This window comes from Fibrobacter succinogenes subsp. succinogenes S85, from assembly GCF_000146505.1.
Classification (GTDB): Bacteria; Fibrobacterota; Fibrobacteria; order Fibrobacterales; family Fibrobacteraceae; genus Fibrobacter; species Fibrobacter succinogenes.
Window position 1 is genome coordinate 1,741,642 of sequence record NC_017448.1, and the last position, 12,735, is coordinate 1,754,376.

Genomic DNA, 12,735 nt, shown 5'->3' on the forward strand with positions numbered 1-12,735 from the left:
TTAAAACTCCTTTTCTATAAAAAGTATATCAAATGTATCATCCATAGTATTATGATCAGGCAACATTTCGCCTATTTTTCTGAATATCCGCACAGAACTTGCATTTTTGCAATCTAAGCCAAGCATTTTGCAGATTTTTTGTCGAGGCATAAAAGTTTGTAGTTTAATCTGTTCAAGTTTTTCTGGTTCCACGGCATCTTCGCCATCCACCCAGAAACCACTCCTGAGCAATTCTCGAAGTACGAAATGGATGCCCAATTTGAACGATCTGTTCATAGTCGCATAATCAATATCCGTACCGGATAATTCTGAATCCATGGAAGGATAAAGAAGTACTGCAATATTTTCAAAATGCTCTCTTAACGGCAATTGCCGCACAACAGTATAGAAGTCAATAAATCTTTTTTGGAAACGACGCAATCTCAACATCATTTCAAACGGACGCAAATAGCATTCTTCGGAATGGGTTTCTTTATTGAATTGATCGCGGATATCTTGAAGATTTACTTTATTACAAAAATCATCAATAAAGCCATTTTCGTTAAGGAACTGTATTGCTTTTTTGAGAGAAACTTCCTGATGGTTATAGTACGGAAGACTTTGGCACATTCCATAAAGCATCAAAATGCACCATTCCTTGGTCATTTTTAAATCATCACTAGATTCATCAAGAATCAGAGAATTACGGAATCTTAATTTTTCATGATCAAAGAAATCACTCGAATAAAGTTTTTCATAGTATAAGGCGACGAGAGATTCCTTTTCAGACAGCAATTGAAGCAATTCTGATTCAGTCAATTCTCTGCAATTTTTCAAATCATCTTCTGAATAATAAATATTCTCTTCCTGCGATGGTTCAGACAACACATTTATTGGAGTTGGAGTCCAATAATTTGAAGCAGTTCTGAGATTATTTAATAAATTATTTTTTTCAAAAAAAGCAATGCTGTTCGATGTATAATATGACAAATCTATTTTTTCTTTTGCCAACCATACCGATGTACCATTTACTTCATATAGTTCTCGAATGGCAACCACTAAACCATCACTTGATTTTATATTAAAATCAATTTTATTAAAATCTTCCCAAAAGCTAGGCTTTACATTCGGTTTGAGGATAGACTCAATTAAAATAATATTGTCCAAAAGATCAACTGTCAAAGTCTTATTTTTTATTTCGGCAAAAAGATCAGCCAGTTCCATTTTATTTATTTCAATCAGAGAACCAAATTCTGAAAGATAGCTTTCCGAAGCCAAATGAGTCATTACAAAAGCATCGCATTTATTGATTGCCAATATATTTTGAAAAGCATTCAACAATTTAGAGTCATCTCCATCCGTATAATTAGATGCGGCGACAGAAAAAAGCCTAATGCGGTCTTCAAATTTAGTCACAGGCCCATAACCTGAAACTAATATTTTCTCCTGTCTGAATAATTTTTGCAAAATATTTTCAGCAAAAGGAGCAAAATACTTATCATTCGTATTTCGAGTTTTCAATAATAACGTCGCAATATCGTATGCATATTTTTGATAGGAATATGATGTAGATATCATTTCCTGCAAGATGACAAAAAGACAATTAGCGATTTTTTTCATCAACGTTTCATTTTTCTTATTTCCTGCAGCAAGGTTCTTTCGACCTGTATCTATTTCAAAATCAGCATTAATAATAAAAGGTAACGTTTCAGACGCTTCAAGTGGCGTAAGATGCCATACGCGAGGATGCCAACTATCACATTCTGTCAAGTTAACTAAAATTCCATCTAATTCTTTAAATAACATTTTAAAAGGACTTCGCAATCTCTATGATCCACTAACAAAAAGACTTCGCCATTCAACTTCACTTTTTTTATAGCAGTTTCACTTTTCGACAATTCACAAACATTTTGATATTCAGGCTCGATAACCTTATCCAATAAATATATTTTATTTATCTGTTTAGAAAATACCGTTAAAAATGCGGCACATTTTTCAAACTCAGCAAAGCAATCGTTTTCGACATCAATATCGTCTCTGCATTTCAATTCAATTTTGGTACAATCATCACATGTTTTATCATATTCAATATTTTCGTCAGGATATATACCAGCAATAATTTTGAATTGCAAGTCACCGCTGCGAACAACCGGCTCATCGCATACAGTATAAACGCTTTTGAAGCCTAACCCAAATTTACCTGTTTGGCCATTTTCTTGGCTTTTTTCCGAAGACGCGATAGACAGCATGTTTTGCAAATCACGTTTAAAAGAATTCGCAATATCATCATCCACTTCTGGAAAACTTTGATTAATCTTTCGACCGTAATGAATTATTTCAAGTCGTTTTGCAATAGAATCAAAATGCACCTCAAATTTTTTCTTATCGGCATATTTCAAGGCAATATCTTCAGGTGCCTTTAGAAAATCGTTAACGCAATCATCTGCATTCTGAAATAATTCAAAAAGGATACTTGAACTAAAATATTGATGTTCCTTTATCTTATGACAAACGCGATCAAAAATATATCGCTGTAAATCCGGTTCTCTTATTACTGTTTCTAACATTTCATTTCGCAAATCCCATTCTTTTTGCGATTCACTTTCAGAATTCTCATCCTTATTGTCTAGACGATTTATTTCATTATTTAATCTTTTATACTCTTTGTGTTTTACATTCAAAAAATGTAATGTAGAGAAAATTTCTCGTCTAATGTGTTTTTGAGCAGCTTTTATCGTATATTGGCTAGTTTCGTCAATTAATTTAAAAAACTCATTTTTCAATAAAAACGCTTTTTTAACATCGATCTTATAAATATTCCACAAAAGAGTTTCTATTAAACATTTAATAGACTCATCAGTATTTATTCCAGACGATTTCAGCAACCTAACATTAAATGTCTTTGAGATCAAATCAAGATTAACATTTGGATCATACGTAACTTTCGGATTTATTGGAAATTCCTCGCATGTTCCAGCAAGACTCATCGCCTTATTTGTAGATTGAGAAATAACATTTGCAGTAACATTAATTTCATCAAAAGTCCTGAATCGATTACGCTTGCTTTCTTCCGTTGGGAAAAGTTTATTGACATGACTAGACGGAATAGTAAATTCATCTCGACAAAATTCATCCAATTTACCAAGAATGGAATCTTCTAAAGCACCAGCCATTCTGCGGAATTTTCCCTGCATCAAGTATAAAGCTAAAGAAACCAATTTAGGTTGCTTACAATTCTGTCTCCAAAAATCAACAACTTCTTTAATTTCAGCATCCGTTGCTTTCGGCAAACGCTGTACCATATCATTTTGGGGTATATAATTTGAAATCAAATCATAAGTTTCAGAAGAGCACAGGTTATCTCTTTTGTAAAGTTTCTGACCTATACTATGGGAATCAGAACATTGAGGAACAGCAATCAGTTCCGTCGCTAATTTCCATTCCCTTTCAAGTTCATTTTCTGCATTTGGAAATCTACGAATATCAGACAACTTAAAATTTGGGTTATCTTTAATCAATTTTAAAATATGATTAAATAATTTTAAAGCATCATCTTCGCAACGGGTATTTTCAGTCAAAGTATTTAATAATTCTATTCCGTTTTCATAATCAAATGCACCAGGAATTCTTAACTGACAATAGTTCTTCAACAATTCTTCTTTTGAAATTTTTAATTTCGAATCACTTCCGATAACCGCATATATTTTTAGTATTTTATTTTTTTGTGTAAGATTATTTATTGCGAGATTAAATATACGCTGCTTTTCATCTTTATCTTCAATAGGAAAGTAATAGTTTGAATATTTTTCTTGAATTCGAACGTTTATTTCATCAATTAAATCTAAATTTCTCCTTTTCAAGAAACCCGTTATGTATTTTTTCTTATCATCATTTATATCTACATCTTCCAATAAAATAAAATTCAACGATTCCTTTAGGATTGCAAAAGATTCTTGTGAGCACCTATCTGTGGTAAGGATATCTTTTATTGAACATAGATTTTCCGAATTCTTTAAAGGAATCCAACAGATACTATCTATTTGACTTAATTCTTTATCCGAAAAAGTGACATAACGCTGCATTCTTTCAAGAATCCAATCACAACAGTTTCTAAGAATTCTAGGTTCAAATTTATATGAAATAAGAAATTCCCTTAACGCAGCTCCCTGTGTCAAAATTTCATAACGATTTCTGTCCGAATCGCTTATAAAAAACGAATCTTGTTTACTTCTCAGCAAATCATCCTTTTCACATGGTATAATTTTACCCTCCAATGAAGGTACATCTACCTCAAATTCAATATTATGCTTATTATACCACGTTGATCCTGGAACGAAAGACACAAATTCACCTTTTTCATTTTTATGTAAAGGTATTCTATAATACAAGTTCCTTTTTGGTTCATTAATGACTTCAAATATTTGCTTGCGATTACTCTCATTTTGATAATACTCCGTTTTCATAAAATCAAGATTATTACCTTGAGAAAAATGTACAAGCATTTCTTGACATTCATTATTATCTAGCCATGTTATATTTTTCAAAAGAGTATTGTGATTTTCAACAAATTTTTTTTGATTTTCGCTAAGAGTTAAAAGTTCTATTGCTTTATTATCCTTTTTTAAGCAATCTTCATATATTTTTTTCCAAACTTCACTACAATTAGGCTTTAGAATACAAATTTTTGACTGCGTTTCCTTGAACCCCATCAATAAAAATGTATAGATTCCTGAATATTCTGGTCGAATATTTTCAAGCAAACTGTTTCTATCAAAAATACTTTCAAGAAAATCTTTTCTTATATCTTCATCATTTGAAATTGCAAGATATTGCTGATATTTTTCTTTCAGATAATCTAAGGCACCAGCCTTATTTGCACTACGTGCAAATTTATTCAGGAAAGCACTTCGATTGACATCAGCATTTTCCACCATGTATAAGTTTTCATTTTCAATCAACTTTACAAGCTTGCAAATAATATGCGACGAATCACTAAAATCAAATTCCCTAAAAAGATTTATTTTTAAAACTGCATTATAGTCTAAAAAGTCTATTGTATTGTTAAGGATATTTTTTCCCCTATCATACTGAATTTTCTGTACTTTAAAGACCTTCAAATTTGAGCGATAGTCTCTTTCTATTTTTGACAAAACAGACTTTATACTATCACCGGCAATAGCTTGTATTACACTTAACTGAGCTTTGCCTGAAAGTTTATTTTCCTCTGCACAAATACATAAAAAATAGAGAAATTCATCAAAATCATATTCAATATTACAATTGTTATGAACTAGTGTTTGCGAAGGCAACAATATAAAGGGATTATCTTTTTCCCATAAATATGTCCACTCGTCATCTAAAATGTCAATATTCTGAATTTCGTAAAACTCTATTACACTACACAAATCCTTTATTTTATTTATAGATGTCATTACCTTGGCAACACCTAAATTCGCCAAAGCCCTTAGTATAGCTGTTCTTATGCAATTTTTTAAATTCAAATCGCTATGCAACCTAGTTTTATTTATTCCATTTATTAAAATTAATTTATGTAGAAATTCAATAATCAATTCATCTTCAAAAAGCTCGCTAGGAATAGTCGCAAGTAATTGTTCAAAAGCATTTAAATCAAATTTTATTGTTGGCGGCAAAGTAGAAACAGTATCCGTCAAAAGAAGAACATCCATTGACCCAGCCATTTTCGTTAGCCAGTTTAACAATTTAGAATCATCTGTTTCAGGAATGTGTATATATCTACCGCCTCGCTCAACCTGAAGTAAAATCCATTCCTTTACGCCACCAGCATTTATTCTTCTAACAAACACATTTTTGGCATTAACGTATTCTAGGCGACGTTTCTCGCCATCTTCGCCTTGTTGAAGCAAATCATACAGTTTTTTACCAACATCCTTAACATCCTGTTCTAACAACACCCCATCTTTTAAAGCCTTATCTAATAACGACGGTAAACTAGGAGCCAAAATAGACTGAAAAAGTATTCTATTCCACCATCGATGAAGCGGTTTTTCCTCATCCAAAGAATATTCTACATTTTCAAAATCGTTCATTTCTACTCTATGATGGCAGATTGTATCAAATTTGTAAATATTTTTTCTTCCAGAATCAATTGCAAATGGAGCATGTATAATTACAGCATAATTAAAATCGCAATCAATCCTTTTTATTTCCCCAATTTTTTCTTGTTTCGGCAAAGGAAGATACGAGGCAAAAGAAAGCCTCAAATTTATTTTTTCATCTTGTACAATTCTTGGAATTCGTAACAACTGTAACACTGTAGTCCCACGAAGGCGCTCTTCAGCAAGCTCATTTATTGATTTCCCAAAATCAACGATTTTTTTCTTAGTTTTCAAAGAACCTTCGTAATCACATTTAGCCAGTCTACGTGCCAATTCGTTAACAACTCTTTTTTGTTCTTCATTTGCAAAAATACTTTCGCCAACAACATCTCTTAGTGATGAAAAAGGAACTACAATTTCGTCTTGAAAATTCAGTGAAAGTCTACAGTTATTTTCATTTACATTCAGCAGAATGTTACAATCTCCTAAATCATAGCGAAATTCTTTTAATTTTGTTCCTTTTGACGATTTCGAAAGAATTGCAAAAGTAAGAATAATATTTTGTATTAACTCAGAGCATCCTTTTTCATTTCTGTTAAATGGATGTTTAGGATCGACCGGTTCAGAGCCAATTTTATTTTTTCCATCAACAGGAATAAAAAAAGATAAACCATCTTGTTCTTTTTCAAATTGTTCAACAAGAGCCTTTTCATCGTCTTCTGTAAGATCAGCAAATTCACCAGAATTACCATCGTCATCTTTACCTTTTAAGGGACTCAATCCATTAATAAGCTTATCTTTATGACCATAATAGATAAATGCATCACATAAATGATAAATGCTTTTTAAGCCAAAACCATACCTACCAATTGTGGTAGCATCATTTTTTTTGTTATCGCCTCCAAACATGGCGATGTTTTTTGCATCATCTTCATCAAACTTTCCATTATTATAAACAACAATCCCAGCTCTTTTTAATAGCGGGCAATGAGCATTAGGAACAGCTGTAAACGAACGAATAACAATTTTTGTCGCATTGGCATCACTGGCATTTTGAATTAGTTCCTTTAATATGGTAAAACCAGAGCCATATTTATAGTTATCAAGATTTAATTGAATGGTGGAAAGAATATTAGTTTCATAATTCGAAAAAGAAGATCTTTTTAGCATGTTTATTCCATAATTTCGATGAATCTTATCTTTTCAATATAAAAAATGATTGCTCCCGCTTTTTTTTGTACATTAAAAAGCCCTCATTCAAAACGAGGGCTTTTTTTCACTTATTTTGTAAAAACATGCAGTATTACGCCGTTTATTAGCCCTTGATTGCGTCGCCCATGCTAAACATCGGCATATACATTGCAATCAGGAGGCCACCGACGGCACCGCCCAAGAACACGATGATGAGCGGTTCAATCATACTCACGACGGCATCAACTGCGGCGTCCACTTCTTCATCATAGAAGTCCGCGAGCTTCAAAAGCATACCACCCAAGTTACCAGTCTTTTCACCGACGCCCGTCATCTGGATCACCATGGGCGGGAAAATGCCCACTTCTTCCATCGGCTCGGCAATGGACTTACCACCAGCAATACCAATCGATATCTTATAAATTGCCTTTTCAACAACTTTGTTACCTGCGGTTGTCGCAACAACCTTCAAGGCATCCATCACAGACACACCAGCATTCAAAAGCGTTCCGAGCGTTCGAGCAAAGCCAGCCGTCGCAGACTTAATCTGCAAATCGCCTAGCTTTGGGACTTTTAGCGTAAACTTGTCCATTGCAAATTGCGCTTGCGGTATTCGCATTATCATCTTGTAGGCAAAAATGATAATGATAACGCCAATAAACATAAACGCACCGTTGTTGCGTATAAAGTCAGAAATATTCATCACGACTTGCGTCGGGGCCGGGAGTTCTGCATCAAGAGCAGCAAACTGTTCAGCGAACGTCGGCACCACGAACGTCATAAGTGCAATCACAACGACAATACCCACGATAATAACCATGATCGGGTACGTCAAAGCTTTTTTCACCTTGCGTTTGAGGCGCTGGTTGTTTTCAAGAGTTTCTGCCAGACGAGCCAGAATGCCTTCAAGAATACCACCCGCTTCACCAGCAGCCACCATGTTGCAATACAGGGAGTCAAAAACCTTCGGGTGCTGCGCCAAGGCATCAGCCAAGGAAGAACCGCCGTTAATTGACTGCGTGAGCTTATGCACAACGTTCTTGAGTTCCGGGTTTTCGCACTGCGCTTCAAGAATGTTCAAGCACTGCAACATTGGAAGACCCGCCGAGCACATGGACGAGAACATACGCGTAAAACGGGTGATGTCTTCGGTCTTGATGCCGGAACCAATCTTAATCTTGATTTCGGTCGGTTTTTTCTTGAGGCTCGTAATAATCAAGCGACGGCGGAGCAAAAGGGCTTCGGCTTCGGCCCTGTCCTTAGCTTCAAGCGTACCTTCAAAGCTATTACCCTGCGAGTTTTGGGCCTTGTACAAAAATTCAGCCATTGATTACACCCCTTCCTTTACAAACAACTGTTCCAACTGATCCGGGCTCGACGAACGAGCAAGAGCGTCAAAACGATCGACCTTGTGGTTCTTGACAAGTTCACACAAGCACATGTTCATCGTGTTCATGCCGAACTTCTGACCAATTTCAATCATGGATTCAATCTGGTGAACCTTGTCATCACGGATCAAAGCGCGGATACCCGGCGTCACGTTCATGACTTCGTACGCCATCACGCGTCCACCGCCAATCTTTGGCAAAAGGGTCTGACAGATAACTCCCTGGAGCACAAACGAGAGCTGCGTACGCACGGTCTGCTGTTCACCCTTCGGGAAGGCGTCGACCACACGGTTGATGGTCTGCACGCAAGAGTTTGTATGAAGCGTTGCAAAAGTCAAGTGACCCGTTTCGGCAATCGTAAGCGCCGAGCGGATCGTTTCCAAGTCACGCATTTCGCCGATGAGCACCACGTCCGGGTCCTGACGAAGAGCCATCTTGAGGGCCTGCGCAAAGCTATGCGTATCGCTACCGACTTCACGCTGGTTGATCATGCAACCCTGATGCTTATGCAAAAATTCGATCGGGTCTTCAACCGTCAGAATGTGGTCGTGACGTTCCTTGTTAATCTTGTCGATCATGGCAGCCAAGGTCGTGGACTTACCAGAACCGGTAGCACCCGTCACAAGCACAAGGCCAGAAGGACGTGTCGTAAATTCGGCCATAATCTTCGGGAGGCCGAGGTCCTTAAACGTCTTGATATCAAGCGGAATAATACGGAGGGCAAGCGCCACACAGCCACGCTGCAAGTAGGCGTTCGCACGGAATCGCGCAAGATTTGCAATACCGAATGAAAAGTCGCATTCCTTTTGCTGTTCAAAAGTCTTTTTCTGGGCTTCATTCATCAAGCTGTAAGTCATACGCATGGTTTCGTCGGGCTTAAGCTTGTTTTCCCCGATGGGGGTAAGCTTGCCGGAAAGACGAATAAGAGGGGGTGCGCCGGCCGTAATATGCAAGTCGGACGCCCCACGTTTGACCATTTCTGCTAAAAGATCTTGAATGTTATATGCCATGCACTAGAATATAATTTAAAAAGCTCAAAAATTTCATAAATTCTTTATGCAATGCGTTCATCCACTTATAAAATTCTCGCATGGGTAGGGGCAATTATTTTCCTCGGCTTCGCGTTTTATGCGTTCGAAGCCAAGTCCCGACAGCGCCTGAACTACCCAGAAACGGTCGTGAACTTCACGGCTGACGATGTGATGGGCGGCAAATCGGACTACGCAAGCGAGAAGGGGACTGCAACGCTTATTGTTTTAACCGCCTCCTGGTGTCCATCATGCCGGGCGGAACTTCCGATACTCAAGCAGTTCAACGAGGAATTTGGACCGAAGGGCCTCAAGATTCTGATGATTGACGAGGACGACTCCAAGAAGGTCGCCCGCAAGTACAAGAGAAGCATGGATATCCCGTGGACGATGCTCCACTGGAACTACGACGCGCTCAAGGCGCTAGGAAGCCCGGGTGTGATCCCCGTGAGCTATGTGGTCGACAAGGACGACAAGGTCCAGCACGTTGATGTCGGAGTGCTCAACGAACTGAGAGTCCGACACGAGCTAAAGCGACTGCTGGGACAGTAATTTAGACGAAAGATCGCTTCGCTGATAGACGAAAGACGAGAGAAAAATAATGGCACTTCGTGCGTCTTTATAGGGCGGCTTAGCCGCGATTTCCTCTCTTTCGTCTACTCACGCTATCGGGCTTGGGAAGAGGATCACGTCAGCGATTTCTTCTTTACCGAGGGCGAGCATGAACAGGCGGTCGAGCCCGAGAGCCACACCAGAGCAAGCTGGCATACCCGATTCAAGAGCAGCAAGGAACCGTTCGTCAATAGGCGGTAAGGGCTTGTTCATCCCCTTACGAATTTCCAAATCAGCATAGAAACGGCGACGTTGTTCCACCGGGTCCGTAAGTTCCGTGTAACCATTGCAAAGTTCCACCTGGTTCACGAAAAGCTCAAAGCGGCGAGCCCACGTGTAACCTTCATTATCCACGTACGTCTGTGCGAGAGCCGCCTGCGATGGCGGGTAATCCAAGATGAACTCGGGACCATTACTTGCGAGAGCAGGTTCCACGAGGAAGACCATGAGATAGTCCCACCAGTCTTCGCGCGTGAGCGTCTCGCTCTTTTCGGGTACGGGAATCTCGCGAGCGCGGCAAGCATCCGCAAAGTCCGTAAGCTTTTCACAAAACGGATTCACGCCAGCGTAATTCTTGAAAGCATCAATCCAGCGGGTGCGGCGGGCATTTAGTTTGGTCCCAATAATTTCACTCACAAGGTCTTCGACTTCGTCCATGAGTTTGTCCTGAATCATACCCACGCGGTACCATTCCACCATCGAGAACTCGTTGTTGTGGTGGCCGCCAAATTCATCCTTGCGGAACGACTTTGTAATCTGGAAAATGTCACCGAACTTTGCAGCGAGCAAGCGCTTCATGTGAAATTCCGGGCTCGTCATCATGAACCGCTTCGGGTCTTCAATCTCAAAGTAATCGAGCTGCGGATCCGTTCCACCGTATGCAGAAAGCACAGGCGTCTCGACTTCGAGCGCATTACGACGAACAAAGAAATCACGGACGCGGGCCATCAGCGCCTGGCGCTTGACCCAAGTTTCACGCGTGCAAGTGGGCGCAAATGCGCCCGAGTTCAAATTTTCCATTACTCAGCTCCGGCTACACAACGGACCGCAAGATAGAAACTCGGATCCACGGAAATGGAGCCGACATCCTTATCGGAGCTGAACATTGTGCGAGCCTTGCCACGAGAATCTTCTTCGGAATCGGCAGTCCAGAAGTAGGCGCCCTCGCCCATCGTCGTGCAGACGCCAGTCTTGTTGGCGTAGCCACCGAACATGGCCGTGAATGCATAATCGTCACTGCCGTTGCTCTTGAGCTTGAGTGCCGCAGAGCGTGCGCCACCGGCGTATTCTTCAAGCTTTTTCCAGTCCGCATCCGTGGCGAGATGGTAGCCTGCCGGGCAAGCCTTCTTGGCGGCTTCTTGCGTGTAAAGGCGGCCAAACGTTTTGCAGTTCGCATCATCGCGGTCGTAGCAAATCGAGCCATCAGGATCATTGTAGTTCAAGTTTTCGACGAACCAATCTACGCCACCGATTTCCTTGACCTTGTAAACTTGTTTGTCACGCTTGTCCACAAAGTTCTTGAACACCGGGCAGCGAGCGCTGAAGCCAGCCTCCGAGAGAATCGGATCGACCTTGCCCTTCCAAGCCGTGCAGAAGCGGAACAGCTGACCGCCCGGGAGCGAAGCGCCCTTATGCTTGGCGGCCCAAGACTTCACGTAATGGAGGCCCGTCACGGCGGTATCGGGAATTGAGAGCACCTTGGCATACTTGCCAGCGAGTGCGGCATACGTCCCGGCAACAGACATCGGAGCTTTCCAGAAGCCTTCGGAAAGACCTTCGCGCAAGCTTGCAAAAACCGGAGACGGTTTGTAGACCTTAATCGTCTTGTCCACCATCTGTTCAGGTTTCGTCTTGCAATTCACATCATGGTCAATCGCCATCAATGAATTCGCATCCACCTTGCACTGGGCAATGCACTTTGTTCGTGCAGCACCCTTCTTGGGGCAAGGTTTCCAGACCGTCGTATCAACACTCACGAGCGACTGTTTTCCAAAAGCCTTCGTCTTCGTTGCAGCCTTAGCCACCTCGTCTAGCGTCTTGAGAGCCTTTGCGCTCCCCTTCTCGCCATCGGCGAGCAAATACTTGATGACACCCGAGCAGGCATTCGCGGCATTCGCCATCGAACACACCTTCGGCCCAAAGCCATACGCAAACTGGGACGGGCAAGCGGCAAACGCTTCATCCGGCATCTGCTTGAAATGCTTGCCATAAATGTTTGTCGCATTCTTCGCAGACATCTTACCGCAATAGATTTCTTCAAGTTCGCCGGAATTGACAATCTTTTTCACCTTTTTCCAGTTGTTGGAATCAACGGCCTTGCGGAGCGCTTCTTGGGCAAAACTACCCTGTGCCAAAATTGCAGAACAAACCAAACTTGCTATAAAAAGATTCTTCATCTAAACCTCTTTTAAAACTTAACTAGATCCTTCGCTTTCGCTCAGGATGACACTATGAATAGTT

Annotated in this window: 7 protein-coding genes; 1 reads left to right on the top strand and 6 read right to left on the bottom strand. The window is 40.0% G+C overall.

The window, feature by feature from the left end:
- From FSU_RS07130 to FSU_RS07145, 4 genes are all read right to left on the bottom strand, one after another.
- The gene (locus tag FSU_RS07130) at window positions 1–1,785 is read right to left on the bottom strand and encodes a hypothetical protein (protein WP_014545787.1); all 1,785 of its coding nucleotides are present in this window, start codon (window positions 1,783–1,785) and stop codon (window positions 1–3) included.
- Window positions 1,767–7,226, bottom strand: coding sequence for a sacsin N-terminal ATP-binding-like domain-containing protein (locus FSU_RS07135; RefSeq protein ID WP_041917831.1), 5,460 nt, complete (start codon window positions 7,224–7,226; stop codon window positions 1,767–1,769). Before FSU_RS07135 ends, FSU_RS07130 begins: the two co-directional genes overlap by 19 nt.
- 145 nt (window positions 7,227–7,371) lie before the next feature.
- Window positions 7,372–8,574, bottom strand: coding sequence for a type II secretion system F family protein (locus tag FSU_RS07140; RefSeq protein ID WP_014545788.1), 1,203 nt, complete (start codon window positions 8,572–8,574; stop codon window positions 7,372–7,374).
- 3 nt (window positions 8,575–8,577) lie between these two features.
- Complete coding sequence (locus FSU_RS07145; protein WP_014545789.1) at window positions 8,578–9,645, bottom strand: type IV pilus twitching motility protein PilT; 1,068 nt, start codon at window positions 9,643–9,645, stop codon at window positions 8,578–8,580.
- 51 nt (window positions 9,646–9,696) lie between these two features.
- Here FSU_RS07145 and FSU_RS07150 point away from each other — a divergent pair, with 51 nt between their 5' ends.
- Window positions 9,697–10,215, top strand: coding sequence for a TlpA family protein disulfide reductase (locus tag FSU_RS07150; RefSeq protein WP_014545790.1), 519 nt, complete (start codon window positions 9,697–9,699; stop codon window positions 10,213–10,215).
- 108 nt (window positions 10,216–10,323) lie between these two features.
- On the opposite strand, the gene epmA is transcribed toward FSU_RS07150, so the two are convergent.
- Both epmA and FSU_RS07160 read right to left on the bottom strand, forming a co-directional pair.
- Window positions 10,324–11,295, bottom strand: a complete 972-nt coding sequence (gene epmA / locus FSU_RS07155; protein WP_014545791.1) for an EF-P lysine aminoacylase EpmA — start codon at window positions 11,293–11,295, stop codon at window positions 10,324–10,326.
- A complete protein-coding gene (locus tag FSU_RS07160; protein WP_014545792.1) occupies window positions 11,295–12,671 on the bottom strand; it encodes an FISUMP domain-containing protein in 1,377 nt (458 codons plus the stop codon). Before FSU_RS07160 ends, epmA begins: the two co-directional genes overlap by 1 nt.
- Between the last annotated feature and the right edge of the window lie 64 nt (window positions 12,672–12,735).

Coding starts and splice junctions, on each gene's coding strand:
- FSU_RS07130 (WP_014545787.1), bottom strand. CDS start 1,785: ATGTTATTTAAAGAATTAGATGGAATTTTAGTTAACTTGACAGAATGT.
- FSU_RS07135 (WP_041917831.1), bottom strand. CDS start 7,226: ATGCTAAAAAGATCTTCTTTTTCGAATTATGAAACTAATATTCTTTCC.
- FSU_RS07140 (WP_014545788.1), bottom strand. CDS start 8,574: ATGGCTGAATTTTTGTACAAGGCCCAAAACTCGCAGGGTAATAGCTTT.
- FSU_RS07145 (WP_014545789.1), bottom strand. CDS start 9,645: ATGGCATATAACATTCAAGATCTTTTAGCAGAAATGGTCAAACGTGGG.
- FSU_RS07150 (WP_014545790.1), top strand. CDS start 9,697: ATGCGTTCATCCACTTATAAAATTCTCGCATGGGTAGGGGCAATTATT.
- epmA (WP_014545791.1), bottom strand. CDS start 11,295: ATGGAAAATTTGAACTCGGGCGCATTTGCGCCCACTTGCACGCGTGAA.
- FSU_RS07160 (WP_014545792.1), bottom strand. CDS start 12,671: ATGAAGAATCTTTTTATAGCAAGTTTGGTTTGTTCTGCAATTTTGGCA.